18 protein-coding genes are annotated in these 26,653 nt (G+C 72.2%); 6 read left to right on the forward strand and 12 right to left on the reverse strand.

The genetic code is table 11. The features are described from left to right. Nucleotides 1-9: 9 nt before the first annotated feature. Nucleotides 10-1,626, reverse strand: coding sequence for a TerD family protein (locus tag ACZ4AA_RS05080; protein ID WP_467595520.1), 1,617 nt, complete (start codon nucleotides 1,624-1,626; stop codon nucleotides 10-12). Nucleotides 1,627-1,750: 124 nt separating this feature from the next. Further along, nucleotides 1,751-2,347: a M48 metallopeptidase family protein gene (locus tag ACZ4AA_RS05085; RefSeq protein ID WP_467595523.1), complete on the reverse strand. Its 597-nt coding sequence runs from the start codon at nucleotides 2,345-2,347 to the stop codon at nucleotides 1,751-1,753. A gap of 228 nt (nucleotides 2,348-2,575) precedes the next feature. Between ACZ4AA_RS05085 and ACZ4AA_RS05090 the strand changes: the two genes are divergently transcribed. Beyond that, a complete protein-coding gene (locus ACZ4AA_RS05090; RefSeq protein WP_467595526.1) occupies nucleotides 2,576-3,766 on the forward strand; it encodes a TOMM precursor leader peptide-binding protein in 1,191 nt (396 codons plus the stop codon). Then, a complete protein-coding gene (locus ACZ4AA_RS05095) occupies nucleotides 3,759-5,138 on the forward strand; it encodes an ABC1 kinase family protein (RefSeq protein WP_467595530.1) in 1,380 nt (459 codons plus the stop codon). Before ACZ4AA_RS05090 ends, ACZ4AA_RS05095 begins: the two co-directional genes overlap by 8 nt. A gap of 49 nt (nucleotides 5,139-5,187) precedes the next feature. On the opposite strand, the gene ACZ4AA_RS05100 is transcribed toward ACZ4AA_RS05095, so the two are convergent. The 5 genes from ACZ4AA_RS05100 to ACZ4AA_RS05120 form a co-directional block, all read right to left on the reverse strand. Beyond that, the gene (locus tag ACZ4AA_RS05100; protein ID WP_467595533.1) at nucleotides 5,188-5,412 is read right to left on the reverse strand and encodes a hypothetical protein; all 225 of its coding nucleotides are present in this window, start codon (nucleotides 5,410-5,412) and stop codon (nucleotides 5,188-5,190) included. 149 nt (nucleotides 5,413-5,561) lie between these two features. After that, entirely contained in the window at nucleotides 5,562-5,885 is a 324-nt protein-coding gene (locus ACZ4AA_RS05105) for a hypothetical protein (protein WP_467595537.1), read from the reverse strand. Continuing rightward, the gene (locus ACZ4AA_RS05110; protein ID WP_355763875.1) at nucleotides 5,882-6,250 is read right to left on the reverse strand and encodes a WhiB family transcriptional regulator; all 369 of its coding nucleotides are present in this window, start codon (nucleotides 6,248-6,250) and stop codon (nucleotides 5,882-5,884) included. The genes ACZ4AA_RS05105 and ACZ4AA_RS05110 overlap by 4 nt, the downstream gene beginning before the upstream one ends. Before the next feature lie 175 nt (nucleotides 6,251-6,425). Further along, nucleotides 6,426-6,755: a hypothetical protein gene (locus ACZ4AA_RS05115; protein ID WP_467595541.1), complete on the reverse strand. Its 330-nt coding sequence runs from the start codon at nucleotides 6,753-6,755 to the stop codon at nucleotides 6,426-6,428. Between the two features lie 163 nt (nucleotides 6,756-6,918). Next, the gene (locus ACZ4AA_RS05120) at nucleotides 6,919-9,198 is read right to left on the reverse strand and encodes an ATP-dependent DNA helicase UvrD2 (protein WP_467595544.1); all 2,280 of its coding nucleotides are present in this window, start codon (nucleotides 9,196-9,198) and stop codon (nucleotides 6,919-6,921) included. 218 nt (nucleotides 9,199-9,416) lie between these two features. Between ACZ4AA_RS05120 and ACZ4AA_RS05125 the strand changes: the two genes are divergently transcribed. Next, the gene (locus ACZ4AA_RS05125) at nucleotides 9,417-9,671 is read left to right on the forward strand and encodes a mycoredoxin (RefSeq protein ID WP_467595549.1); all 255 of its coding nucleotides are present in this window, start codon (nucleotides 9,417-9,419) and stop codon (nucleotides 9,669-9,671) included. A gap of 70 nt (nucleotides 9,672-9,741) precedes the next feature. Here ACZ4AA_RS05125 and nudC read toward each other — a convergent pair whose 3' ends face one another. The 5 genes from nudC to ACZ4AA_RS05150 all read right to left on the reverse strand — a co-directional run bounded on the left by nudC (nucleotide 9,742) and on the right by ACZ4AA_RS05150 (nucleotide 20,119). Further along, a complete protein-coding gene (gene nudC, locus ACZ4AA_RS05130; protein WP_467595552.1) occupies nucleotides 9,742-10,689 on the reverse strand; it encodes an NAD(+) diphosphatase in 948 nt (315 codons plus the stop codon). A 95-nt stretch (nucleotides 10,690-10,784) separates the two neighbouring features. Further along, complete coding sequence (locus ACZ4AA_RS05135; RefSeq protein WP_467595558.1) at nucleotides 10,785-12,197, reverse strand: dipeptidase; 1,413 nt, start codon at nucleotides 12,195-12,197, stop codon at nucleotides 10,785-10,787. Between the two features lie 10 nt (nucleotides 12,198-12,207). Then, nucleotides 12,208-15,810 (reverse strand): UvrD-helicase domain-containing protein, encoded by a 3,603-nt coding sequence (locus tag ACZ4AA_RS05140; RefSeq protein WP_467595562.1) that lies wholly within the window; start codon nucleotides 15,808-15,810, stop codon nucleotides 12,208-12,210. A gap of 133 nt (nucleotides 15,811-15,943) precedes the next feature. Then, nucleotides 15,944-19,489: an ATP-dependent helicase gene (locus ACZ4AA_RS05145; protein ID WP_467595564.1), complete on the reverse strand. Its 3,546-nt coding sequence runs from the start codon at nucleotides 19,487-19,489 to the stop codon at nucleotides 15,944-15,946. A gap of 264 nt (nucleotides 19,490-19,753) precedes the next feature. Further along, nucleotides 19,754-20,119, reverse strand: a complete 366-nt coding sequence (locus ACZ4AA_RS05150) for an MGMT family protein (RefSeq protein ID WP_467595568.1) — start codon at nucleotides 20,117-20,119, stop codon at nucleotides 19,754-19,756. Between the two features lie 185 nt (nucleotides 20,120-20,304). On the opposite strand from ACZ4AA_RS05150, the gene ACZ4AA_RS05155 reads away from it, so the two are divergent. The 3 genes from ACZ4AA_RS05155 (at nucleotide 20,305) to ACZ4AA_RS05165 (ending at nucleotide 26,625) form a co-directional block, all read left to right on the forward strand. Beyond that, nucleotides 20,305-23,181 carry a lysylphosphatidylglycerol synthase transmembrane domain-containing protein gene (locus tag ACZ4AA_RS05155; RefSeq protein WP_467595571.1) on the forward strand — a complete coding sequence of 959 codons (2,877 nt, stop codon included), beginning with the start codon at nucleotides 20,305-20,307 and terminating at the stop codon, nucleotides 23,179-23,181. 233 nt (nucleotides 23,182-23,414) lie between these two features. Next, on the forward strand, nucleotides 23,415-24,959 hold the full coding sequence (locus ACZ4AA_RS05160; RefSeq protein ID WP_467595573.1) for an alpha/beta hydrolase: 1,545 nt from the start codon (nucleotides 23,415-23,417) through the stop codon (nucleotides 24,957-24,959). 115 nt (nucleotides 24,960-25,074) lie between these two features. Continuing rightward, on the forward strand, nucleotides 25,075-26,625 hold the full coding sequence (locus tag ACZ4AA_RS05165; RefSeq protein WP_467595576.1) for an alpha/beta hydrolase: 1,551 nt from the start codon (nucleotides 25,075-25,077) through the stop codon (nucleotides 26,623-26,625). Nucleotides 26,626-26,653 lie beyond the last annotated feature (28 nt).

Here is a 26,653-nt window from a genome sequence, read left to right on the forward strand (position 1 = left end):
CGGACTCCCTCAGACCTCGTACGGCTGGACGACGACGAAACTGCCGGGCGCGGCGCGGAACTGGAGGTTCACGCTCTCGCCGGTGTCACCGGCGTAGGCGTTGCGGCGCATCCTCACCTGGCTGGAGACGATCACCTGGGCGGCGGCGGACCAGGCGACGACGGCGTTGCAGTCGGCGAAGGTCGTGGGGGTCACCGGCAGGACGACGGGCGCGCCGTGCGTCTTGACGACGATGGTTCCCGTGCCCTGGAACTGCATCGTGAACAGCGCGCCCCCGGGGATGCCGTGTCCCTCGATGCGACGGACCTCGTACTGGAGGGACTCGTCGAAGGCGAGGACGTTCTCGGCGGAGACGCAGATCGCGTCCCCCTGGAGCTCGATGGGGTGCACATGGGTGGCGTTCTCGGCGAAGAACACCTGGCCCTGGCCGGTGCAGCGCATCAGCTGCATCTCCTGGCCGGTCGCGCTGCCGACGAGCCGGCCGGCGAATCCGGCGCCCTTGTAGCTGAAGTCGACCTTGCCCTGGTACAGCACCATGCTGCCCTGGCGGGCCAGTACGGGCTGGCCGCCGATGCCGAGGTCGACGCGGATGAGCTTCTTGTTCTGCGGGGTCCACCGCTGGCCGGTGGGCGTCTCCTTGAAGGCACTCAGCGCGGCGGTCACACCGGCCCCGGCCTGCGCGGCGCCCTGGGGCGCGCCGTAGGCGGACGGGGCACCGGGCTGGCCCGGGTACTGCCCAGGGACCTGGCCGTACTGCGGCTGCTGGCCGTAGCCGGGGGGCGCCGTCGGAGGCTGCTGGCCGTAGCCGGGCGGCAGGTTGGCCGGCGGCCCGGGCGGCTGCTGGCCGTAGCCGGGAGGCTGCCCGTAGGGCGCGGGACCCGGCGGCGGGACGCTTCCGCCCGTCGGGATGTGCAGCGGTGCCACGATCGTCGGTGCGCCGTGCACCGACGGCGCGGGCATCGGAGCGTGCGGGGTGGCACCGGGGGGAGGCGCGAAGCCCTGGGCGGGCGCCGGAGCGGGCGCCTGCGGCGCGCCGAACGCGGGCGGGGCGAAGGACGGCGCGGCACCGGACTGCGGCTGCGGGGCTGCGGGCGCCTCCTCGGCGACCTCTCCTCCGAAGTTCTTCAGCAGCGCGTCGAGGCCGCCGTCGAAGCCCTGTCCCACAGCGGCGAAGCGCCAGACGTCCTTGAGGTAGAAATCGCCCAGCATCACGGCGCGTTCGGTGGAGAACTCGGCGCCGCTGAACGCGTACCGGGCCACCTCCTCACCGCCCGCGACGACGCGGAGGTATCCGGGGGCGATCTGCGACATCTGTCCGGCGCCGTCGATCGTCGCCGTGAACGACAGCTTCTGGATCTGCGCCGGAATCCGGTCGAGGGTGACCCGGAAGGACTCCGTGTCGCCCGACTGCGCGCCGAGCAGCTGGATGGACTCCTCGGGGGACTTCGGCTGGTTGAAGAAGACGAAGTAGCGGTCGTCCGAGAGCCGTTCGTCGGCGTCCAGGCCGAAGCAGCTGATGTCGAAGGTGAGTCCGGGGCCGGTGATCTGCACGCCTACGTACAGATCCGTGCCCGCGGTCAGGTCACTGATCTTGGCCTTGTGGCCGCGTTGGAATTCCCTGGCCATGCGTAACGACCGTCCCCCATCCCGATGCGAGTGCGTCGCGTCAGGCTAACGGCAAAGTCCGGAAGTGGACGAAGCCGGTGCAGAGCCGGTACACAATCACACCCTCGGCGGGACGGGCCGGGCCCTACTCGTCGCGCGCCGCCGGAGGGTGGGGCAGCCGGTCCGCGGCGACGACGCCTTCGAGGTAGCCGCGGGCGCGCTCGGTACGCGGGTAGGCCTCCAGGAGCCGCCAGAACCGGGGCCCGTGTCCGGGTACGAGCAGATGGGCGAGCTCGTGGAGAAGGACGTAGTCGACGACGTACTCGGGCATGCCCTGCAACCGGTGCGACAGACGGATGCTGCCCTCGGCAGGGGTGCAGGAGCCCCAGCGGGTGTTCTGGTTGGTGACCCAGCGCACCGACGAGGGCCGCGCCCGGCCGCCGAAGTAGTGGGCCGACAGCCGCTCGGCGCGTTCGGCGAGTTCGGTGTCACCGAGCACCCGCCGGCTTTCCTGGGCCGCCAGTTTGTCGAGCATGACGGTCACCCAGCGCTTCTCCTCCGCCTCGGACATCCGGGCGGGGATGAGCACGACGGTGCGGTCGCCCTCGCGGTACGCGGAGACCGTTCTGCGCCGTCGGGCGCTCCTGCGGACCTCGATCGCGCGCGCCCCCGAACCGCTCGGCGGCGGGCTCGTCGTGCTGCGCTGTGAGGTCGCGGCGCTGTGCGGTGGGTCGGCGGGCACGCCCTGACGTTACCTGCTGTGCGTGGGGGAAGTCCCGCCCCCGGGACGGTTCGATGCCGATCCGCAGTCTGCCCGTCCGATTCGTACGACGAACGGTGCCATCTGTGGACAACTTCCGACGCGCTCCGGCGGGCACGGGCATGCTGGCATCCGGTCCGCGCTGCGGGAGTGCACCGCGGACGCACGGGGACGTACGGGGACGTACCGATGGGTCTACGGGGGTAGGTCATGCATCCGATCGTGAAGCCCGCGCTGCGGCGCGGCTGGCGGGATCTCAACACCGTGCAGTTCGGGATGACACCCGCGCACGCGATGGTGCTGGGCCCGATGGACACGGCGACCGGCAGCTTTCTCGAACTGCTCGACGGGACACGCGGGATGCCGCTGCTGCGTGAGCAGGGGCGGGAGATGGGGCTGCCCGACGGCCATGTCGACGCTCTGGTGGCCCGGCTGGCCGGGTCCGGTCTCCTCGACGACACGACGGGAGGCGGTCCGGCCGCGGACGCCCTGCGCGCGAGGAAGGAGGCCATGGACCGGCTGCGCCCGGACCTCGCCTCCCTCTCCCTCCTCGCCCGCGAGCCGGGCGGGGCGGTCGAACGGCTGGCGGCGCGGCGCCGCCTGCGCGTACAGGTGCGGGGGGCCGGCCGGGTGGGAGCCGTTCTGGCCGCACTGCTCGCCGGCGCCGGGGTGGGCGAGGTCGAGGTCCGTGACCTCGGCCGTGTCGAGCCGTGGGACCTGGCGCCGGGCGGGCTTCGCGTCGAGTCCATCGGCGAGCGCCGGGAGGACGCCGCCCGGCGGGCGGTGCGCCGGGCCGCCCCGGACCGTCCGCCCCGGGTCTTCGCCCGGCAGGGCACGGGGGAGGAGACGCGCGGGCTGTCCCTGGTGGTCCTCACTCCCCGGGACGGTCTCGCCGTCCACGCGCCGGACCCCCTGTCGGCCGAGAGCCTGATCTTGTCAGGGACGCCCCATCTGTACGCGGGGGTCGTCGAGGCGACCGGAGTCGTGGGGCCCCTGGTCCTGCCGGGCGAGACCGGCTGCGCGGGCTGTCTGGACCAGCGGCGCACCGACCTCGATCCGACCTGGCCGCGGCTGGTGGCGCAGTGGCGGTCCGGACGGCAGCGCCGGGTCGCCGCGTGTGATCTCGCCCTGGCCGCGGCGGTGGCCGGACTCGCGGCGAGCCATGCGCTCTCCTTCCTGGACGGGGATCGGCCCGTCCGCGCGGGTGTCCGCTGGGAGGCGTCGCTGCCCGGATGCGAGTGGCGTGCGGCACCGGTCCGGGCGCATCCCGCCTGCGCCTGCGGCACCGCCGGGAAAACAAATGGTGAGGGGACCCCCGGGGACGGCCGGGCGCACGAGACAATGGCAGGGCGACAGCCGCACGCGGCACAGCTTGCTGGGACCTGGAGGGCGCATGTCTGATCTTCCCCGGAAGGCAGTCACCCGGACTGCCAAACTGGCCGCGCTGCCACTCGGCTTCGCCGGGCGGGCGACCTGGGGTCTCGGGAAGCGGATCGGGGGGAAGTCGGCGGAGATCGTGGGCCGGGAACTCCAGCAGCGCACGGCCGAGCAGCTCTTCAAGGTCCTCGGGGAGTTGAAGGGCGGTGCGATGAAGTTCGGGCAGGCACTGTCCGTGTTCGAGTCGGCACTGCCGGAGGAGATCGCGGGCCCCTATCGGGCGGCCCTCACGAAGCTCCAGGACGCGGCACCTCCCATGCCGACGCGCACGGTCCACTCCGTGCTGGAGGCGCGGCTCGGCGCGGACTGGCCCGAGCTGTTCGTGGAGTTCGAGGACAAGCCGTCCGCCGCGGCCTCGATCGGTCAGGTGCACCGGGCGGTGTGGCACGACGGCCGGGAGGTCGCCGTCAAGGTGCAGTATCCGGGCGCGGGCGAGGCTCTCCTGTCCGACCTGACCCAACTCAGCCGTTTCGCACGGCTCCTGGGGCCCCTGATTCCCGGAATGGACATCAAGCCGCTCATCACGGAGCTGCGCGACCGGGTCTCCGAGGAGCTCGACTACGGCCTGGAGGCACAGGCCCAGGCCGCGCACGCCGAGGAGTTCGCGGACGACCCGGACGTGCAGGTGCCCGCGGTGGTCCACCAGTGCGACCAGGTCCTGGTGACGGAGTGGATGGACGGGGTGCCCCTGTCCGAGGTGATCAACGACGGCACGCCGGAACAGCGGGACCGCGCAGGCCAGTTGCTGGCCCGCTTCCTGTTCTCGGGCCCGGCCCGCACCGGCCTGCTGCACGCCGATCCGCACCCGGGCAACTTCCGTCTGCTGCCCGACGAGGAGGGCGGCTGGCGGCTGGGGGTCCTGGACTTCGGCACGGTGGACCGGCTTCCCGGCGGTCTGCCGCAGCCGATCGGCGACTCGCTGCGCATGACACTGGACGGTGACGCCGAGTCGGTCTACGAACTGCTCCGCGAGGAAGGCTTCGTCAAGGAGTCGATAGACCTCGAACCCGACGCGGTCCTGGACTATCTGCTGCCGATCATCGAACCGGCCGAGGTGGACGAGTTCACCTTCACCCGGAACTGGATGCGCAGTCAGGCCGCCCGCATCGCCGATCCGCGTTCCCCAGCCCACCAGTTGGGCCGGCAGTTGAACCTGCCGCCCGCGTATCTCCTCATACACCGGGTGACGCTCAGCACCATAGGGGTCCTGTGCCAGCTCGGCGCGACGGTCCGTCTGCGCGACGAACTGGAGGAGTGGCTCCCGGGGTTCGTGCCGGAGGACGAGGGGCTGGAGGACGAGGAACTGGGCGAAGAGGTGTCGGCCGCCGAGGCGTGAGCCCGCCTCAGAATCCGCGGAACACGGTCCTGCCGCTCACCGAACCCGGCTACCACCAGGCCGAGTCGAGACGGCCCTCGATCGATCTGAGGTTGTCGCGGGCGCAGTTGTCGCAGAAGTAGCGGCGGGTGCCGTTCTCCACGGAACAGGTCCACGTCGGCCGGGGACCGGAGGCCGTGGTGCCGCAGCGGGCACACACGATCTTCTCGGCGTCGTCCGCGTCGGAGCCGGGCGCGGGGCGGCTGCTGTCACTGTCTTCGGGAAGACTCGTCACTCTGGCGACGATATCCCCGCGTCCGGCGGTTCGCGCGCTGTAACGCACCGCGGGGGCCGGTCCGTTCGGACCGGCCCCCGCCAGGGTCAATGCCTGTCAATGCCTGTCAGTGCTGCGACTGCAACGGCTGCTACGGCTGTGTGCGCCGATTACTGCATGACCGCCATGGCCAGCGCGCGCCGGGCTCGCATCGAGGCGCGCTCGGCCCGGCGCTGCATGCGGCGAGCGGTCGCCAGGCGCACGGCCTGACGTTCCCGCTCGGCCTGGTGCAGTCGCTCGTGCATATGCGCACGAGCCAGGGCTTCTGGGATGAGTTGCATCTCTCGGGTCCTGTTCTGACGCGAGTCGTTCGCGCCGGTGGTGGCGAAGTCTGTGGTCGCGGAGCCTGCGGGCTCGCTCGTGAACGGCTTCATCGGGGCCTGTTTCTTGGGGTCGTGCGTCAGGGGGCGGTCGATCGTTCCTCGGATGTTCATGCCGCGACCGGGTTCTTGCGCGGGCGGCCACGCGGCCGCTTGCGGGCCACGACGACACCCTGGACGAAGAGCTCGCCACCCCAGACGCCCCAGGGCTCACGCCGCTCCTTGGCGCCGGCGAGGCAGGCCTCCATCAGCGGGCAGGTGCGGCAGAGAGACTTGGCGTACTCGACATCGGCCGGCGACTCGGCGAAGAAGACCTCCGGGTCGTAGGAACGGCAGGGGACGGGTACGCCGAGGTTCTCGATGGCGTCGTCGAGCGCGGTGAGCGCAGTGAGCGGGATCAAGGTGGAGTCCTCCGTGAGGCCGGGCGGGGAGATCGTTTCGGAAGGCGGTACGGACGGGGCGTGCGCTTCGAGTTGCACGGTTCGTCTTCCTCGTCTGGTCGTGCCGGCCTGGGTCGGCCGGTTGGCGGCTGGTACCGGGTCTTTTCTTGTCCCGAGGCCCCTTCGCTCCGCCGTCCCCGGTCGGGGACAAACAGAAGGGCCGCGGATCCCGGGTGGGGTTCCGCGGCCCTGAAGGCGCCGGCCTGATGGTGGATCAGGCTGGATCACTCCAGGGTTCAGGCCCACGGAAGGCCCACATCGTGTGGTGCTGCTGCGTCTGCTTCAGGGATCCGGCACCGGCTGCCGCAAAGGCATAGGCATGTGCTTCTGCCACTACTGCCGCTTCCAGTGCCTGGATCGGTCGCTCATTGCGCTCACGAATGGGAAGACCCACGAGAGACACGGAGGACGCCGGCCGGACGGCGGTGATGCCGCCGGACAGACCGGTGCCCAGGTTCGAGACGCCGAGCGAGCACATGGAGACGACGACCGAGGGATCGGTCATTTTCACGGTGTTGAAGGAGCTGGTGTCGATGCTGATCACTGGAATCGCCTCCTCTCGGCGTCTTGGGGGACCGGGCGAACCGGTCCGACGGATATTAAGTACAGCACGGAACCAGGGCCTTCGAGAAGGCCGCTGCCGCCGTGGTTAAGAACCTATGGGGATTGCCGGGGCATGCGCAAACTATTTTCCCGACGAGTTTCAATCAGTTGCCCTCACCGTGCTCGGCGACCTCCCGACCTGCGCAGATGGCCAGAACGTCGGCTCCGAAGCGGTTGAGTTTGCGGACACCGACCCCGGGGATCCGGGCGAGCTCGCCCTCCTCGTCCGGCGCGCTCTCGGCGATCGCCATCAGCGTCCTGTCGGTGAAGACGCAGAACGCGGGCTGCCCGCTGCGCTCCGCCTGTACCGCGCGCCACTCCCGCAGCCGCTCGTACAGACCCTCGTCCATGTCCGAGGGGCAGCCGTCGCAGCGCATCAGCTTCATCTCACCGGCGTCGGTGAGCGTGCGGCCGCAGACCCGGCAGCGCGCGGGGCTGCGGCTCGTGCGCCGCAGGGCGGTGACGCCGGTCCTCGCGGAGCCGCGTTCGATGCCTCCCGAGCGGGCGCCGGAACGGGTGCCCGCCGTGGCGACGGACCCGGGACGCAGACCGTCGAGGAACCGGCTGGGGCGCCGGCCCGCGCGGCCTCCGGGCGAGCGGGCGAGCGCCCAGGACACGAACAGCTGCTCTCTGGCGCGGGTGACACCGACGTAGAGGAGGCGGCGCTCCTCCTCGATCTGCGCGTCGGTCTTTGCGTAGGTGATCGGCATCATGCCCTCGGCGACACCCACCAGGAAGACGACGTCCCACTCCAGTCCCTTGGCGGAGTGCAGGGAGGCGAGGGTGACACCCTGCACGGTCGGGGCGTGCTGGGCGCTCGCCCGTTCGTCGAGCTCGGCCACCAGATCGCCGAGTGTCGCGCCGGTCTTGGCGATCGCGAAGTCCTGCGCGAGGTTCACCAGGGCGGCCAGGGACTCCCAGCGCTCTCTGACCGCGCCCGAACCGGCCGGGGGGTTGCCGGTCCAGCCCTCGCCCGAGAGCACCGCGCGGACCTGCGAGGGCAGGTCGACGACGTCGTCGAGGAGCGAGTCGTTGCCGCCGAAGCGGGCCGCGGCGCGCAGGGCCGAGCCGGCCTTTCGCACCTCGGGGCGGTCGAAGAAGCGCTCGGCTCCGCGCAGCTGGTAGGGCACACCGGCGTCGGCGAGGGCCTGTTCGTAGGTCTCGGACTGGGAGTTCGTGCGGAACAGGATCGCGATCTCGGCGGCGGGGACGCCCGAGGCGATGAGGTCGCGGATGCGCCGGGCGGCGCCCTCGGCCTCGGCCGGCTCGTCGGTGTACTCGGCGTAGACGGGTTCGGCGCCCGGCGGCCGCTGGGAGATCAGTTCGAGGCGGTGCTCGGCGGCCCGGCCGCGCGCCTGGGAGAGCAGGCCGTTGGCGAGGTGGACGACCTGGGGCGAGGAGCGGTAGTCGCGGACGAGCTTGACGACGGTGGCCCCGGGGTGGCGGGTGCGGAAGTCGAGAAGGTGGTCCGGGGTCGCCCCGGTGAACGAATAGATCGTCTGGCTGGCGTCGCCCACCACGCAGAGGCTGTCCCGCTCGCCGAGCCACAGCTCCAGCAGACGCTGCTGGAGCGGGCTGACGTCCTGGTACTCGTCGACCACGAAGTGCTGGTACTGGGAGCGGACCTGCTCGGCGATGTCGTGCCGGTCCTGGAGGATGGCGACGGTCAGCAGCAGGACGTCCTCGAAGTCGATGACCGCGCGATCGCGCTTGAGGTCCTCGTACGCCGCGTAGATCTTGGCGGTCTCGGCCGGGTCCCTGGGGGCATCGCGGCCGGCCCGGGCGGCGGCCGCCGCGTAGTCGGCGGGGATGGTCTGGGTGACCTTGCACCACTCGATCTCGCCGGTGACGTCCCGCAGCTCTCCCCGGTCGAGGCGGACGCGGCAGGCGGCCGCCGCGTCCGCGACGAGCTGGATCTTGCGGTCCACCAGCCGGGGCAGTGAGCCACCGACGGCTTTCGGCCAGAAGTACTGGAGCTGGCGCAGCGCGGCCGAGTGGAAGGTGCGGGCCTGGACGCCTCCGGCGCCGAGCTGGCGCAGCCGTCCGCGCATCTCTCCGGCGGCGCGGTTGGTGAAGGTGACCGCGAGCACGCTGGAGGGCTGGAGGATCCCCGCGCGCACCCCGTAGGCGATGCGGTGGGTGATCGCCCGCGTCTTGCCCGTGCCGGCTCCCGCCAGCACGCACACCGGACCGTGCAGGGCGGTGGCGACCGCGCGCTGCTCGGGGTCGAGCCCGTCGAGCACCGCGTCGGCCGTGTCCGGAACCTGCGGGAAGAGGGTGGAGTGCGTTGCTGCTGTCACACAGCCATGCTGCCAGGTCGGCGGAGACGGGTGAGCCGGTTGTCCACAGGGAGGCGGCTGCGATCGTACGAATGCGGTGAGCATCACCTCCGCCGCCTGTTCCGGGGTCGTCTTTCGGCCAGGCCCGGGTGCCCCGCCCCTCCCCCGCCGCGACCGTCCTCACCTGCGGTGCGGCACGGCTGCGGCGAGCGTCACGTGCCGGAGGGAGGGCCCGGATACCCCCCGCGGGAATGGCGACCGGGTGACCTGCGTTCCACTTGCAGCGACCAGCCACCCGCCAGCCGTGAAGGAGCGCATGAGACATGCAGGGCACTGTGACGATGTACAGCACCACGTGGTGCGGCTACTGCCGTCGGCTCAAGAGCCAGATGGACCGTGAGGGCATCGTGTACAACGAGATCAACATCGAGCAGGACCCGCAGTCCGCGGCGTTCGTCGAGAAGGCGAACGGCGGCAACCAGACGGTTCCGACGGTCCTGGTGGTCGCGGCCGGTGGCGCCGAGGTCGTCATGACGAACCCGAGTCTCGCCCAGGTGAAGCAGGCCCTCACCGCCTGAGCCCCCGCGCGCACGGCAATGCCCCTCCGGTGAGCTAGCCGGAGGGGCATTCGTCATGTCCGGGACGGTGTCAGGCGCTGTGGCCTCGGATCGGCAGGGGCTTGCCGTACCAGAGCTCGATCAGGCGGGCGGCGATCGAGATTCCGTAGGGGGGCATGACCTCACCGGACTCGAAGGCGGCCCTGAGGTCGTCCCGGGAGAACCAGCGGGCCTCCTCGATCTCCTCGCCGTCGACGTCGATCTCCGACGAGGTGGCGCGGGCCCGGAAGCCGAGCATGAGACTGGAGGGGAACGGCCAGGGCTGGCTGGCGACGTACTCGACCTCGCCGACCGTGACCCCGGCCTCCTCGAAGACCTCGCGGCGCACCGACTGCTCGATGGACTCGCCGGGCTCGACGAATCCCGCGAGGGTGGAGAAGCGGCCTTCGGGCCAGTGCACCTGCCGGCCGAGCAGGATGCGGTCGTCGTCGTCCGTCACGGCCATGATCACGGCCGGGTCGGTGCGCGGGTAGTGCTCGGCACCGCAGGCGGGGCAGCGGCGGATGTGTCCGGCGGCGGCGATGACGGTGCGCTCGCCGCAGCGGGAGCAGAAGCGGTGGGTGCGCTGCCAGTTCTCCAGGCCGACGGCGTGCACCATCAGGCCCGCCTCACGCGGCGAAAGCAGCAGGCCCGCCTCACGCAGGCCGGCAGGCCGGGCGGACTGGTCGATGCGGCCGGGAAGCGTGTCCTTCTGGAGCGCGAAGTAGCTCACCCCGTCGTCGTCCGTGCCCAGGAAGTAGCGGTGCGCCTCGGTGAGCGGTGCCTCGAAGGAGGGTGTCATCAGCAGTTCGGTACTGCCGTCGGCCGTCTCGTCGACGAGCACCTGACCGCCGGAGACCACGAAGACACGGGTCGTGGGGTGGCTCCAGGCCGCCGCGAGCCAGGCCTCGTCGAGCCGGTGGTGGGCGGCTCGGTCGATGCCGCTCGGAGCGGTCAGCGAGATGGGACGGTCGGCGCTGTGGTCGGTCCAGGTGGTCACGGATGCTTCCAACTCCCCCGGTGGAACGGATATTTCGGCGGGCGGTCCAGCAGGACGGTCGTGCGGTGCGCTCTCGGCGTCGCGCTGCGGCTTGTTCAGGTTGTCTCGCGCCAGTTCTCGGCCAGGTCGCCCCAGAGGTGGGCGGTCGTCTCGACGCCCTTCATGAGGAGGTCGAGTTCGACCTTCTCGTCGGGGGCGTGCCAGCCGTCGGAGGGCACGGAGATGCCCAGGAAGAGCACGGGGGCGTCGAGGACCTCCTGGAGGTCGGCCGCGGGCCCCGAGCCGCCCTCGCGGGTGTAGCGGACCGGCTGATCGAAGGCCCGGCCCATGGCGCGTACGACGGACTGGAGGGCGGGGTGGTCCAGTGGCGTCAGGCACGGGCGCGTGGCCGCCCCGAACGTGATCTCGTGCCGGATGCCCGCGGGCACCTGCTCGGCCGCCCAGGCGCGTACGGCCTTCTCGATGTGGTCCGGGTCCTGTCCGGCGACGAGCCGGAAGGAGAGCTTCACCATGGCCGAGGACGGGATGACCGTCTTGCTGCCCGCGCCCTGGTAGCCGCCGCCGATGCCGTTGACCTCGGCGGTCGGGCGGGCCCAGACGCGCTCCAGGGTGGTGTGTCCGGCCTCCCCGTGGGTGGCCGTCGACCGGGCGGTACGCAGCCACCGCTCCTCGTCGAAGGGCAGCTCCGCGAAGAGTTCGCGCTCGCGGTCGGTGAGTTCGACGATGCCTTCGTAGAAGCCGGGTACGGCCACGCGCGCGTGCTCGTCGTGCAGGGCCGCGACCAGGCGGGCGATGGCGGTGGCGGGATTGGGCACGGCTCCGCCGAACGATCCCGAGTGGATGTCCTGCTCGGGTCCGTGGAGGACGATCTCGCACTCGGCGAGGCCCCTCATGCCCGTGCAGACCGTCGGAGTGTCCTCCGACCACATGCCGGTGTCGGAGACGATCACGGCGTCGGCGGCGAGCCGCCGCGCCCGCTCCTCGACGAGTTCGCGGAAGTGCGGCGAGCCGGACTCCTCCTCGCCCTCGATCAGCAGCTTGAGGTGCACGGCGGGGGTGGTGCGCCCGGTGGCGGCGAGGTGGGCGCGGACGCCGAGTGTGTGGAAGAACACCTGGCCCTTGTCGTCCGCGGCCCCGCGCGCGTGGAGGCGGTTGCCCCGGATCACCGGCTCGAAGGGGTCGGTGTCCCAGCCGTCCTCACGGGCGGCCGGCTGCACGTCGTGGTGTCCGTAGACGAGGACGGTGGGCGCCTCGGGGTCGTCGGAGGGCCACTCGGCGAAGACGGCCGGGGCTCCCGCGGTCGGCCAGACCTCGCAGGTCGGGAAGCCGGTCTCCCGGAGTTTGGCGGCGAGCCAGTCGGCGCTGCGTGCCACGTCCGCGGCGTGTTCGGGCTGAGCCGAGACCGAGGGGATGCGCAGCCACTGACCGAGGTCGTCGAGGAAGGCGGCGCGGTGGGTCTCGATGTACGTACGGACGGTGCTGACGGCGTTGTCAACGGGCTTGCTCATGTTCCTGAGCCTATCCGCCCACAGAGGCGTGTTCGTCCGGTGGTTCTCCGGGAAGCTCGCCGTGTGCGCCCGGGTCCTCGGTGAGCAGCCGCTCCAGTGCCGCGCGGCCCGGGAGCCCTTCCGGTCGTACGATCTCGCCGTCGCGGACGTGGAGGAACGCGGCCGTGACGGATTCCGGGGGCACTCCCTGCCGCTCGGCCCAGCCCAGGCGGTACAACGCGAGCTGGAGCGGGTCGGCGGTGCGTCCGTGGCCGGTCTTCCAGTCGACGATCTCGTACGTCGTCCCCTCGCCCTCGCCGTTCCTGTAGACGGCGTCGATCCGGCCGCGGACGATCCGGCCGGCGATCGAGAGCTGGAAGGGAACCTCGACGCCGTACGGGGTGCGGTGCGCGTAGGGACTGCGTTCGAAGGCGTCCTTCAGGGCTTGCAGGTCGTGCTCGTCGGCGATCTCCGCCTCGCTGCCGGGCAGGTCCTCGGGGTCCAGCATCGGCAGCCGCAGCTCCTCGAAACGGGACTCGACCCAGGCGTGGAAGCGCGTGCCCCGGCGTGCCGCGGGCTGCGGGGGGCGCGGCATGGGGCGCGCGAGTTCCTGGGCGAAGCCGTCCGGGTCGGCGGCCATGCGCAGCAGCTGGGAGGCGGTGAGCGAGGCCGGCAGGGGTACGTGGGTGACGGTCTCGCGGGCGCGCAGGAGCTCCCCGGTCAGCGCGTCCAGGTCACGGTCCCAGGAGGCCAGGGTGCGGGCCTCCTCGGGTGTGAGGCGCTCGCTCCCGGCCTCCCGGGGGTGCGGGCGGGCGGAGGGGGCCTGTGCCTGGTGCGGGACCGTCGGACGTCCGTGCCCGGAGCCGGCCGGACGGTCTCCGGGCCGCCGCGTCGTCCAGGAGTCCCAGTCGTCCGCCGCGTCCTCGGAGAACGGGTCCTCGGGCAGGGCGCCCTCGCCGTCCTCGTCGTACGCGTCGCGTTCGTCGTACGCGTCGTACTTTTCGTGCTCGTCGAAGGGCGGGAGGTCGTCGTCGGGCGGCGGCGGCCATTCCGGGTCGTCGTACGAGCCCGGGTCGTGGGCGGGCGTGCGCGGGTGCGCGTCGGCGCCCGGGTGGGCCTCGTCGTGGGACGCGACCTTCTCCAGGTGGGCGAGCACCGTCTCGGCCGCCGCGCGGCGGCGGGCGAGGGCCGCGTCGTCGAGCGGGAGCGGCCAGGCGTGGTCGGCCGCCGCCTCGCGCAGGGCCGGGTTCTCCTCGTCCTCGGCCGGCCGGTCCGCCCACACCTCGATCTCGCCGTGTCCGGCCACGCAGTGGTCATGGAGGGCGTCCAGGAAGTCCGAGGGGCCGCGCGTCCGCTTCTGGGAGGGCCCCCACCAGTGGCCGGAGCCGAGCAACAGGGAACGGGGGCGGGTGAACGTCACATAGCCGAGGCGCAGTTCCTCGGTGTGCTGGTGGGCCTTCATGGCCTCCTGGAAGGCCTTGATGCCCTTGGCGTCCCAGCTCTGGACGTCGGGCAGCGTGTCGGCGTCGCCGCGCAGCCGGTGGGGCAGGACCTTGCCCTGGGCGGTCCACTTCTCGCGGCCCTGGCCGCTGGGGAAGGTGCCGCTGACGAGGCCGGGGACGGCCACGACGTCCCACTCCAGGCCCTTGGACTTGTGCGCGGTGAGCACCTTGACGGTGTTCTCGCCGCCGGGCAGGGCGTTGTCCAGGCCCTTCTCGTACTGCGCGGCCGTGCGCAGGAAGCCGAGGAAGGCCAGCAGGCTCGCCTCGCCGTCGCCGGACGCGAAGGACGCGGCGACGTCCAGGAAGTTGGACAGGGTCTCGCGGCGGCGGGCGGCCAGGGCGTGCGGGGACGCGGAGAGCTCCACCTCCAGGCCGGTGACCGCGAGGACCCGGTGCAGGACGTCCATCAGCGGGTCGGCGAGCGAGCGCCGCAGGTCACGCAGTTCGGCGGCGAGCCGGGCGAACCGCACGCGCGCGTCCGGCGAGAAGGGCAGCCCGTCGTCGTCCCCCGCGGCCCCGATCGGCGTCTCCAGAAACGTGTCGAGAGCGTCGGCGAGCGATATCACCTCGGCCGGGTCGACCCCCTCGACGGCCGCGGCGAGCCTGCGGTCGGGATCGTCGTCGGCGCCCACGCGCGCGTGGGACACGAGCAGCCGGGCACGGCGCCCGAGGAGGGCGAGGTCGCGCGGGCCGATGCGCCAGCGCGGACCGGTGAGGAGCCGGACGAGGGAGGCGTTCGCCCCCGGGTCCTGGAGAACCTCGCAGACGGCCACGAGGTCGGCCACCTCGGGCAGGTGCAGCAGACCGGACAGGCCCACGACCTCGACGGGGATGTCACGGGCGACGAGCGCGCCCTGGATCTCGGCGAAGTCGGTGGCGGTGCGGCACAGCACGGCGATCTCGGCGGGTGCGGTCCCGGTGCGCACGAGATGCGCGATCGAGTCGGCGAGCCAGCCGATCTCCTCGGCGTGGGTGCGCAGCAGCGCGCAGCGCACCAGGCCGTCCCGCTCGGCCCCCGGGGCGGGCCGCAGGGCCTCCACGCCCGCGTGCATGGCGCGCAGCGGCTCCGCGAGACCGTTGGCGAGGTCGAGGAGGCGGCCGCCGCTGCGGCGGTTCTCGCTGAGCGACTGGCGGGTCGCGGGGCGGCCGTCGGGACGCGCGAAGTGCTCGGGGAAGTCGTCGAGGTTGGCCACCGAGGCGCCGCGCCAGCCGTAGATGGCCTGACAGGGGTCACCGACCGCGGTCACGGGGTGCCCGGTGCCGCCGCCGAACAGTCCGGCGAGCAGGACCCGCTGGGCCACCGACGTGTCCTGGTACTCGTCCAGCAGGACCACCCGGAACTCGTCCCGCAGGATCTCCCCGACTTCGGGGCGGGTGCGGGCGAGCGTGGCGGAGCTGGCGATCTGGTCGCCGAAGTCGAGGAGGTCGCGCTCTCGTTTCGCCGCGCGGTAGCGGCCCACCAGTTCGGCGAGTTCACGCCGGGCTGCGGCGGCCTCGGGGACCTTGCGCAGATCCGCGTTCGTGAGGCGCGCGCCCTCCAGGGTGCGCAGCAGCTCGGCGTCGTGGGCGCGCAGGTCCTCGGCCGTCACGAGGTGTTCGGCGAGCTCCGAGTCGAGGGTCAGGAGGTCGCCCACCAGGTCCGGGAAGGAGCGGGTCAGGGCCGGGTACAGGCCTGGCGCCTCCCGCAGCACGCGCGCGGCGAGCTGGTAGCGGGTGGCGTCGGCGAGGAGCCGGGACGTCGGTTCGAGCCCGATGCGCAGTCCGTGGTCGGTCAGCAGCCGGCCCGCGAAGGCGTGGTACGTGGAGATGACCGGCTCGCCGGGCGGGTTGTCGGGGTCGATGACGTCCGGGTCGGTGACTCCCGCCTTGACGAGCGCCTTGCGGACCCGCTCGGCGAGCTCGCCCGCCGCCTTGTTGGTGAAGGTCAGGCCGAGCACCTGCTCGGGGGCCACCTGTCCGGTGCCGACCAGCCAGACCACGCGGGCCGCCATCACCGTGGTCTTGCCCGAACCGGCCCCGGCCACGATCACCTGCGGGGCGGGCTCCGCGGTGATGCAGGCCGTCTGTTCCGGGGTGAACGGGATGCCGAGGAGCTCTTTGAGCTGTTCGGGGTCGGTGATACGGGCGGGCATGTCGCAGAGGCTAGCCGCGTCCACTGACAGCGGTGGCCACATCGGCCACCGGGGCGAAAGAACCGCAGGTCAGCACATGTGGTGCTCTGCGTCACGCGTCAACGTCACGGCCTCGGGGCCGGTGCGGCGCCCGTCACTCGACCACCTGTCGGCCCTCCGGCCGGGCGCTGCACGAGGCCTGGAAGGAACAGTGTGTGCAGTGCTGTCCCGTCGTCGGCGAGAACCGTTCGTCGAGGACCTTGCCGGCGGCGTTGGCGAGCAGGTCGCCGACCCACTCGCCCTCCAGCGGCTCCTGCGCCTGCACCTTGGGGAGGCTCTCGCCGCCGTCCTTCTTGGCGGCGCCCTGGCGGAGCTGGACGAGCTCGGCGCCGCCCGCTTCGGGGCGTACGCCGTCGAAGACGTCGTCGACCGCGCCCTCGCCGACGGCGAGCTGGTAGACGGCGAGCTGCGGGTGGCGGGTCACCTCGGCGGCGCTCGGCGCCTGCTTGCCGGTCTTGAAGTCGACCACGTAGGCACGGCCCTCGGTGTCCGCCTCGACACGGTCCATGGAGCCGCGGATGCGTACTTCGTAGGAGCCCGCTTCGAGGGTCACGTCGAAGTCGTGCTCACTGGCCACCGGGGTACGGCTCGTGCGGTCCATGACGTGCCACTTCAGGAAGCGTTCGAGCGCCACGCGCGCGTGCTGCTTCTCCTGGGCGGACTTCCAGGGCGCGTCGAAGGCGAGCGCGTTCCACACGGAGTCGAGGCGCTCCATGAGGACGTCGAGGTCCGCGGGGGTACGTCCGGAGGCGACCTCGTCGGCGAGGACGTGCACGACGTTGCCGAAGCCCTGGGCGGCGGTCGCGGGCGCGTCGGCCTTCACCTCCCGCCCGAGGAACCACTGGAGGGCGCAGGTGTTGGCGAGCTGGTCGAGCGCGCTGCCGGAGAGCACGACGGGCTGGTCGCGGTCGCGCAGCGGGACCTTGCTCTCGGTCGGCTCGTACATGCCCCACCACCGGTAGGGGTGCGCGGAGGGGACCAGCGGGCGGCCGTCCTCGTCGGCGAGCGCGGCAAGGCGTGCGAGGCGGCGGGCCGCGGCCTGCCTGAGGGTGTCCGAGACGCGCGGGTCGACCGTGGTGGCGCGCAGCTCGGCGACGAGCGGGGCGACGGCCAGCGGGCGGCGCGGGCGCCCGGTGACGTCCTTGGGCTCGACGCCGAGTTCGGTGAGGAAGCGGGAGGGCTGGTCGCCGTCGTCGGCCGGTGCCTTGACCGCGGTCACGACGAGCCGTTCCCGCGCGCGCGTGGCGGCCACGTAGAACAGCCGGCGTTCCTCGGAGAGGAGTGCTCCGGGGGTGAGCGGTTCGGCGAGTCCGTCCCGCCCGATGCGGTCGGCCTCCAGCAGGGAGCCACGACGGCGCAGGTCCGGCCACAGGCCCTCCTGGACGCCGGCGACGACGACGAGGCGCCACTCCAGGCCCTTGGAGCGGTGCGCGGTCATCAGGCGTACGGCCTCGGGGCGGACGGCCCTGCGGGTGAGGGTGTCGGCCGCGATGTCCTCGGCGTCGATCTCCTCCAGGAAGTTCAGGGCGCCACGGCCGCCGGTGCGCTCCTCCGCGCGTTCGGCGGTCGCGAACAGCGCGCACACGGCGTCGAGGTCCCGGTCGGCGTTGCGTCCGGCCGCGCCGCCGCGCCGGGCGGCCCGCTCCAGACGCTGCGGCCAGGGTGTGCCGTCCCACAGGTCCCAGAGGGCCTCCTCGGCCGTTCCGCCGCCGGCGAGACGCTCACGCGCCTTGCGCAGCAGCGCGCCGAGACGCTGGGCGCCCCGGGCGTACGCGGGATCGTGCGCGACGAGCCGCTCCGGCTCGGCCAGCGCGCGGGCGAGCAGGACGTCGGACGGGGGCGGTACGAGGTTGCCGCCGGCGCGCTCCTCCTCGCGCAGGGCGCGCCCGAGGCGCCGCAGGTCGGCGGCGTCCATGCCGGCGAGCGGCGAGGCGAGGAGGGTGAGCGCGGTCTCGGTGTCGAGCCAGGACGCGACCCGCGCACCGGCGGTGTCCGCGTCCTCCTGGGGTCCGTCGGCATCCGGACCGGTCACGGCACTCGGGTCGGCATCGGCGTCGGCGTCACAATCGGTCTCGGCGCGCGGGTCGACATCGGCTTCGGCTTCGGCTTCGGCTTCGGCTTCGGCTTCGGGAGTGATCTCGGCACCCAGGGCTGCCTCGGCGCCCGGGTCGACGTCGGCACCAGGGTCTGCGTCGGCAGCAGCGGACGGCGCGCCCGCGACAGACGCCCCGCCCCCGCTCGTCTCCGACTCCGCGCGGGCCACCGCCCGCAGCGCTGTCAGCAGGGGCGCGACCGCGGGCTCGTACCGCAGGGGCAGGTCGTCGCCGTCGATGTCGAGGGGCACGCCCGCCGAGGTGAGGGCCCGCCGGATGGTGGGGATCGTGCGGGAACCGGCCCGCACCAGGACGGCCATCTCCCCCCAGGGAACACCGTCCTCCAGGTGCGCGCGGCGCAGGATGTCCGCGATGTTGTCGAGCTCCGTGCCGGACGTCGGGTACGTGTAGACCTCGACCTGGCCACCTTCCCGTACCGGGGCCAGGTCGCGGTGGGCGCGCACCTTCTGGGCCGGAAGCCGGGTCAGGGGCATGCGCTGGGTGAGCCGGCGCGTCGCGGCGAGCAGCTCGGCGCCCGAGCGGCGCGAGGTGCCGAGGACCTCGACCGGGGCCGGGCGGCCGTCCACGCGCGCGAAGGCGTCGGGAAAGTCCAGAATTCCGTTCACGTCGGCGCCGCGGAAGGCGTAGATCGACTGGTCGGGGTCACCGAAGGCCACCAGGGTGCGCCCGCCGCCGGCGAGCCCGCGCAGCAGCCGCACCTGGGCGGGGTCGGTGTCCTGGTACTCGTCCACGTAGACGGCGTCGTACTGCGCCGCGAGCCGCTCGGCCACCTCGGGGCGGCGGACGAGGAGCACCGCGCGGTGGACCAGTTCCGCGTAGTCGAGCACTCCCTGCATGTCGAGGACGTCGAGGTACTCGGCGAGGAAGGCGGCCGCAGCGCCCCAGTCCGGGCGGCCGATGCGCCGGGCGAAGGCCTCCAGGGCGTCGGGCCCGAGGCCCAGCTCCCGGCTGCGGGCGAGGACCGCGCGGACCTCGTCCGCGAAGCCGCGCGTGGTCAGACAGGCGCGCAGTTCGTCCGGCCAGCGCACATGGGCGAGGCCCAGCCGCTCCAGGTCGGGCTGGCCGGCGAGCAGCTCGCGCACGGCCACGTCCTGTTCCGGGCCGGACAGCAGCCGCAGCGGCTCCGCGAAGAGGTCGCTGTCCTGGTGCGCGCGGATCAGGGCGTAGCAGAAGGAGTGGAACGTGGTGGCCCGGGGCGCACGCGCGGCCCCGATGCGCAGTGCCATGCGGTCGCGGAGCTCGACGGCCGCCTTGCGGCTGAAGGTGAGGACCAGGATCCGCTCCGGGTCGCCGCCGCGTTCGATCCGGGCGGCCACGGACTCGACGAGCGTGGTCGTCTTGCCCGTACCGGGGCCCGCGAGGACGAGAAGCGGACCGCTCCCGTGGTCGACCACCGCGCGCTGTCCCGCGTCGAGACGAGGGGGTTCCACCTCGGCCGGCGCGGTGCGCACCAGCCGGTACGCACCACGGGCCCCCTGGCGCACGGAGGGGTGCGTCAGGCGCCTGGGGGAGGAGGTGGAGCTCACGTGGTTCGCCGGTCCTGGTGCTCGTACGGGTGGGCGGACCGCCGCGTGGAGGGCGGTGACCGCGGGGTGAGGGGGACGTGTGCCGATGACGCTACGCCGGTGCGATTCCCGGAAGGAGGGCTTCCGATTGTTCCCTCACACCCCGAGCGCCCCGAGTGCCCCATGCGTCCCGTGACGTACGAACGTACGGCATGTCACGGATGTGCCTCGTTTCCCTCGTACAGGCCTCAGTGTCCCCTTCGGCCCCCTGAATGCCGGAAGCTGTCAGGTGTGACCTTCCGCGCGTTCGCCGCCGTCCCATCGGGCCCGTCTCATGTCGACGCGCGGCAGATGCCCCGCCGAGGCCCGGCTCGCCTCCTTCAGAGGCGTCCCCTCGTCGCGGTAGTGGGCCAGCGCGTCCAGCTCGTGGCCGGGCAGCAGCACGCCGTCGGCGCGCATGACGCGCCACCACGGAACCGCTCCGCCGTACAGGGCCAGCACCCGGCCCACCTGGCGCGGTCCGCCCTCCTCCAGCCATTCGGCGATGTCGCCGTACGTCATGACGCGGCCGGGCGGAATCAGCTCGGCGACGTCGAGGACCCGCTCCGCGTACTCCGGCAGTGCGTCCGCCGAAAGGCTCTCCTCGCTCATCCGCCCCATCCTGCCCCACGCCACCGACAACGTGACCCCGCGGCGGCTGTGCATACTCCTTCCCGCGGAGTGACGCTTGTAGCAGATTGCACGCCCCTCATTTGCACCCTGATGCCCCCGTGTGTCGGTCGGGCATGCCACCATCGTGCGGGCGGTGACTGGTGATACGAGACCAAGAAGAGACCATGAGGCAGCAGGGCGTGCACCCCGAAGACGCGGAGAGCACCTCCGCCGCCTCGTCACGCCCTGACACCGGCGGCGCCGGCGAGAAGGACGGGGACGACAAGGCGGCCGAGTCCCCCGAAGCCGGGGAAACGCTCACTCCTGAAGACCCTGACGAGAGGGAAGCCCTCGCCTCCGAGGAGCAGGACAAGGAGCAGGACGCCCTCTCCCGAACCCCCTCGGACGAGAAGCGGCAGGCCGAGCGCGGCACCGGCTGCGCGGACGAGGTCCACGCGGACGAGGTGGAGGGCGACGAACCCCTGCTGCCCGCGCGCGTGCACCGCCCGTCCGACCTGATGCGGCTCCTGGTCGGCGTTCTCGCGATCGTGGTGCTGCTCGCCATCGCCGCGTTCGCGCACGGCACCACCTCAGGCCTCGAACAGGACATCAACAAGGGCACCGGACAGGCACCCGATCTGCTGATCAAGATCGCCGGACTGGCGTCCAGCATCGCGATCCTCCTCGTGCCGGTCGCCTTCGCCATCGAGCGGCTGATCAAACGGGACGGGCTGCGGATCGCCGACGGCGTCCTCGCCGCCGTCCTCGCGCACGGAGTGACACTCGCCACGGACCTCTGGGTCGCGAAGGGCGCCCCCGGCTCCATCCAGGAGGCGCTCACCCAGCCCTCGCCCGGTGACGTCCACGCGCTCACCGACCCGGTGCACGGCTATCTCGCACCGGTCATCGCCTACATGACGGCCGTCGGCATGTCCCGCAGACCGCGCTGGCGCGGGGTGCTGTGGGTCGTGCTGCTCCTGGACGCCTTCTCCATGCTGGTGACCGGCTACACGACCCCGTTCTCGATCATCCTGACGGTACTGATCGGCTGGACCGTCGCCTACGGAACGCTGTACGCGGTCGGCTCGCCGAACGTGCGGCCGACCGGACGGACGCTCATGGCGGGCCTGAGGCACGTCGGCTTCCACCCGGTCAGCGCGGCCCGCGAGGAGATGCCGGAGAACGCGGAGAGCGGCGACCGCGGACGGCGCTACTTCGTCACCCTGGAGGACGGCCCGCCCCTGGACGTCACGGTCGTCGACCGCGAGCAGCAGGCACAGGGCTTCTTCTACCGCGTCTGGCGGCGCCTGACGCTGCGCGGCATCACCACGCGCCGCAGTCTCCAGTCCCTGCGCCAGGCCCTGGAGCAGGAGGCCCTCCTTGCCTACGCGGCCATCGCGGCCGGGGCCAACGCGCCCAAGCTGATCGCCACCTCCGAGCTGGGCCCCGACGCCGTGATGCTCGTCTACGAACACACCGGTGCGCACACCCTGGACTCCCTGCCCGACGAGCTGATCACCGACCAGCTGCTGCGCGACACCTGGCACCAGGTGCAGGCGCTCCAGTCCCGGCGCATCGCGCACCGGCGGCTCGCCGGCGACGCGATTCTGGTGGATCGTTCCGGCACGGTGATCCTCACGGATCTGCGCGGAGGCGAGATCGCGGCCGGCGATCTGCTGCTGCGCATGGACGTCGCCCAGCTGGTGACGACCCTCGGGCTGCGCGTGGGCGCCGAACGGGCGGTGGCGTCGGCGGTGGGCGTGCTCGGCCCGGACGCCGTCGCCGACTGTCTGCCCATGCTCCAGCCGATCGCTCTCACGCGCTCCACGCGCGCGACGCTGCGCCGGCTCGCCCGGGAGCGCGCGCAGCGCGAGCGCGAGGCGGTCCTGGAGGCCTCGCGGCAGGCCAAGCTCGCCCGCGCCGAGGAAGCGGCCGAGGAAGGCGGGGAAGCAGCCCCACCTGTGCCGGAGAAGGCCGGGAAGAAGGCCGTACGCGCCGAGCAGCGCGCCGAGAAGCGGGCGATCGACGAGGCCCTTGACGAGGCGCGCGAGGAGGATCTGCTCACCCAGATCCGCCACCAGGTACTGCTGATCAGACCGCAGGCGCCCGTGGAACCGGCCCGTCTGGAGCGGATCAAGCCCCGCACGCTCATCAGTTTCATCGCCGGGGCGATCGGCGCGTACTTCCTGCTCACGCAGCTCACCCACATCGAGTTCGGGACCCTCTTCGACAACGCCGAGTGGGGCTGGGTCGCGGCGGCCGTGCTGTTCTCGGCCCTGAGCTACTTCGCGGCGGCGATGAGCCTGCTCGGCTTCGTGCCCGAGCGGGTGCCGTTCCTGCGGACCACGGCGGCCCAGGTCGCCGGCTCGTTCGTGAAGATCGTGGCGCCCGCCGCGGTCGGCGGTGTCGCCCTCAACACCCGCTTCCTCCAGCGTGCCGGGGTGCGGCCGGGGCTCGCGGTGGCGAGTGTCGGCGCGTCGCAGCTGTTCGGGCTCGGCTGCCACATCCTGATGCTGCTGTCATTCGGCTACATGACCGGCACGGAGAAGACGCCGTCCCTGTCGCCGTCCCGCACGGTCATCGCGGGTCTGCTGACGGTCGCGGTGTTCATCCTCGTGGTGACGTCGGTGCCGCTGCTGCGCAAGTTCGTCTCCACGCGCGTGAGGTCGCTGTTCGCGGGCGTCGTACCGCGCATGCTGGACGTGCTCCAGCGGCCCCAGAAGCTCATCACCGGCATCGGCGGCATGCTGCTGCTGACGGCCTGCTTCGTGATGTGCCTGGACGCGTCGATCCGCGCGTTCGGCCACGAGGAGACGACCACGCTCAGCCTCGCGAGCGTCGCCGTCGTCTTCCTCGCCGGCAACGCGCTGGGCTCGGCGGCTCCGACCCCCGGCGGTGTGGGCGCGGTCGAGGCGACCCTCACGGTCGGTCTGATCGCCGTCGGTCTGCCCAAGGAGGTCGCGGCGCCCGCCGTGCTGCTGTACCGGCTGCTGACCCTGTGGATCCCGGTGCTGCCGGGATGGCTGTTCTTCAACCACCTGACCCGCAAGGGCGCGCTCTAGGATCCCGCCCCGGACCCGCGCGTACGCCCTGCCGTCCCGGACCGCCCGTGCGCCCTGCCGTCCCGAGGGCGTACGGAGGGTCCGGTCCCGGCGGCTCGCGGACGGCCCCGCCCCGGCGAACCGGGGACCGTCTCGTCGTGGCCCGTGCCCATCGGCGCGGGCCCTCCGCGCGTCCTCACCCACACGGCTCGCGCCCCGAGCGCCCCACCCCGCCCGCCCGCAGGATGGGGAACATGCCGAACCCGTCCCAGCCGCGCGCCGCCGCCCTGGCCGTCACCGCCGTCCTGCTGACCTCGTGGGTGTCCGGTTGCAGCGGTGACTCCGGGCACGGGGACCTGACGGCGCAGAAGCTGGACTGGAAGGCATGCCCCGCGCCGTCCGAGGCCCAGGGCGGCGGCAGCGCCCCCTCGCCGCTGCCAGGAGGCGCGGAGTGGCAGTGCGCCACCATGAAGGCGCCCCTCGACTGGTCCGACCCCAAGGGCGACACGATCGGGATCGCACTGATCCGGGCGAAGGCGAGCGGCGCCCCCGCCAAGCGGATCGGCTCGCTCGTCTTCAACTTCGGCGGCCCCGGCGGGTCGGGCGTGGCGACCCTGCCCGCGTTCGGACAGGACTACGCCGCCCTGCGCACCCGCTACGACCTCGTGAGCTTCGACCCCCGCGGGGTGGGCCGCAGCGCCGGGGTGAAGTGCGAGAACGACCAGCAGCTCGACCGGTTCTTCCAGCAGGACGCGACTCCGGACGACGCCACCGAACAAAAGGCTCTCCTGCGGAACACGAAGACGTTCAACGCGGCCTGCGAGAAGAACTCCGGCAAGTTCCTCCCCCATGTGCGCACCACGGACGCCGCGCGCGACATGGATCTGATGCGGCAGGTGCTCGGCGACGACAAGCTGCACTACTTCGGCATCTCGTACGGCACCGAACTGGGCGGTGTATACGCCCACTTGTTCCCCAAGAACGTGGGACGGGCCGTGTTCGACGGAGTCGTCGACCCGACCCAGAACGTGGAGCAGAGCTCCCTCGGCCAGGCGAAGGGGTTCCAGCTCGCGCTGGACAACTTCGCGAAGGACTGCACCTCGAAGGCCGAGGACTGCCCCATCGGCGACACCCCGCAGGACGTCAAGGACCGCATCGCCAAGCTGCTGAAGGACCTCGACAGCAAGCCGATCCCCGGCGTCTTCCCGCGCCGGCTCACCCAGACCGCCGCCACCAGCGGCATCGCGCAGTCGCTGTACTCCAAGGACTTCTGGGAGTACCTGACGGAGGGGCTTCAGCAGGCGTACGAGGGTGACGGCAAGATTCTGATGCTCCTGTCCGACTCGATGAACGGGCGCAGCGAGAACGGCCAGTACAGCAACATCACTCCGGCCAACATCTCCATCAACTGCGCCGACGACAAGCCGCGTTACACCGCGGACTTCGTGAAGTCGAGGGTTCCCGCGTTCCAGGCCGCCTCCCCGCTGTTCGGCGACTATCTGGCCTGGGGCATGGTCAGTTGCACCGACTGGGCCGTGCCGGGAGCGGCCGAGCACCCGGACGTGAGCGCTCCCGGCGCGGCGCCGATCCTCGTCGTCGGCAACACCGGCGACCCGGCGACACCGTACGAGGGCGCCCGGGCGATGGTGAACGCGCTGGGCAAGGGCGTCGGGGTCGAGCTGACGTACAAGGGCCAGGGGCATGGCGCCTACGACAGCAAGAACAAGTGTGTGCAGGGCGCGGTGAACGGCTATCTGCTGAACGGCACCGTTCCGTCGGCCGGAACCGTCTGCTCCTAGAAAGTTGCAGGTCAGAGCGTTATCCACAGGCCTCGACGGCGGTCCGCGGCCTGCGCCTACTATGGCGTGCAAGTGATCCGCGACTTCGGGCGGACCATGGGCGAGGGGGGCACTCATGACACGTTTCGCACGGTGGACGGCCGCGGCCGCGGCCACGTTGCTGCTGGCCGGCTGCGGGGGCTCACCGGCCGGCGGGAAGAACGAGGGGAAGAACGGCGACGGGGCGCCGGCCAGTGCGCCGCCCTCCGGCGGATCACCGGGACTGCCCGCCTCCCTGACCACGCAGAAGCTCGACTGGGGCCGCTGCAAAGGCACTTCGGACTCGCCCGCGCCCGGGAGCGACTGGCGGTGCGCCACGCTCAAGGCCCCGCTGGACTACGCGAAGCCGGGCGGCGCGACGATCGATCTGGCCCTCATCCGCTCCAGGGCGACGGGCGGCCAGGGCAAGCGCATCGGCTCGCTCCTCTTCAACTTCGGCGGCCCGGGCGGTTCGGGCGTCTCCACGATGCCGTCGTACGCGAGTGTCGTCGGCCCGCTGCACGAGCGCTACGACCTGGTGAGCTGGGACCCGCGCGGGGTCGCCGCCAGTGAAGGGGTGCGGTGCCGCGGGGACCGGGCGATCCAGGCCGCCGAGTCGGTGGACGCCACCCCGGACGACGCGGCCGAGGAGGCGGCCTACTTCAAGGACGCCGCCGACCTCGGCAAGGGCTGCGCGAAGGCCGCGGGCACACTGCTGTCCCATGTCTCGACGACGGACACGGCCCGCGACATGGACCTGATGCGCCAGGTTCTGGGCGACCGCCGGATGCACTACTTCGGCATCTCGTACGGCACCGAACTGGGCGGCGTGTACGCCCACTTGTTCCCGAGGAACGTGGGGCGACTGGCCCTGGACGCGGTCGTCGACCCGAGCGCCGACACCGTGGGCCACGCCAAGAACCAGACGCTGGGATTCCAGCGCGCCCTGGACGACTACCTGAAATCCACGGGCCAGGACCCGAAGCAGGGCTCGCTGAAGATCGCGGACCTGCTGAAGCGGATCGACGCGAAGCCGTTGCCCGCGGGCGGCGGCCGTGAGCTCACCCAGACGCTGGCGCTGACCGGCATCGTGCTGCCGCTCTACAGCAAGGAGGGCTGGCCGCGCCTGACCGAGGCCCTGAAGGACGCCGAGAGCGGGGACGGTTCGGCCCTGCTGACGCTGGCCGACGCCTACAACGAACGAGACGCCTCCGGCCGTTACGGCACGACGACCCATTCCCAGCGGGTCATATCGTGCTTGGACGACAAGGAGCGGCCGACTCCCGAGGAGACGAGGAAGCGGCTCCCCGAGTTCGAGAAGATCTCGCCCGTGTTCGGCGACTTCATGGGCTGGGACACGGCGGGCTGGTGTCACGACTGGCCGGTGGCCGGGCAGTTCGACCATCCGGAGGTGAGCGCACCGGGAGCCGGGCCCGTGCTGGTCGTCGGCAACACCGGGGACCCGGCGACGCCGTACGAAGGGGCGCGCAGGATGGCGGACGGGCTCGGCAAGGGAGTCGGCGTGGAACTCACCTGGAAGGGCGAGGGCCATGGCGCCTACGGGAGCGGGAGCGACTGTGTCGACTCGACCGTGAACAGCTATCTGCTGGACGGGACGGTGCCGAAGGACGGCAAGGTCTGTTCATGACGAGGGCGGGGGCCTCGCGGACACCGGG

It is taken from the genome of Streptomyces sp. NPDC024698 (assembly GCF_055559015.1).

What these genes read in the sequence shown, in the direction of transcription:
- ACZ4AA_RS05080 (WP_467595520.1), bottom strand. Translation starts at nt 1,626, where the DNA reads ATGGCCAGGGAATTCCAACGCGGCCACAAGGCCAAGATCAGTGACCTG.
- ACZ4AA_RS05165 (WP_467595576.1), top strand. Translation starts at nt 25,075, where the DNA reads ATGACACGTTTCGCACGGTGGACGGCCGCGGCCGCGGCCACGTTGCTG.
- ACZ4AA_RS05090 (WP_467595526.1), top strand. Translation starts at nt 2,576, where the DNA reads ATGCATCCGATCGTGAAGCCCGCGCTGCGGCGCGGCTGGCGGGATCTC.
- ACZ4AA_RS05160 (WP_467595573.1), top strand. Translation starts at nt 23,415, where the DNA reads ATGCCGAACCCGTCCCAGCCGCGCGCCGCCGCCCTGGCCGTCACCGCC.
- ACZ4AA_RS05150 (WP_467595568.1), bottom strand. Translation starts at nt 20,119, where the DNA reads ATGAGCGAGGAGAGCCTTTCGGCGGACGCACTGCCGGAGTACGCGGAG.
- ACZ4AA_RS05095 (WP_467595530.1), top strand. Translation starts at nt 3,759, where the DNA reads ATGTCTGATCTTCCCCGGAAGGCAGTCACCCGGACTGCCAAACTGGCC.
- ACZ4AA_RS05125 (WP_467595549.1), top strand. Translation starts at nt 9,417, where the DNA reads ATGCAGGGCACTGTGACGATGTACAGCACCACGTGGTGCGGCTACTGC.
- ACZ4AA_RS05120 (WP_467595544.1), bottom strand. Translation starts at nt 9,198, where the DNA reads ATGCTCACCGCATTCGTACGATCGCAGCCGCCTCCCTGTGGACAACCG.
- ACZ4AA_RS05105 (WP_467595537.1), bottom strand. Translation starts at nt 5,885, where the DNA reads ATGAACATCCGAGGAACGATCGACCGCCCCCTGACGCACGACCCCAAG.
- ACZ4AA_RS05140 (WP_467595562.1), bottom strand. Translation starts at nt 15,810, where the DNA reads ATGCCCGCCCGTATCACCGACCCCGAACAGCTCAAAGAGCTCCTCGGC.
- ACZ4AA_RS05135 (WP_467595558.1), bottom strand. Translation starts at nt 12,197, where the DNA reads ATGAGCAAGCCCGTTGACAACGCCGTCAGCACCGTCCGTACGTACATC.
- ACZ4AA_RS05155 (WP_467595571.1), top strand. Translation starts at nt 20,305, where the DNA reads ATGAGGCAGCAGGGCGTGCACCCCGAAGACGCGGAGAGCACCTCCGCC.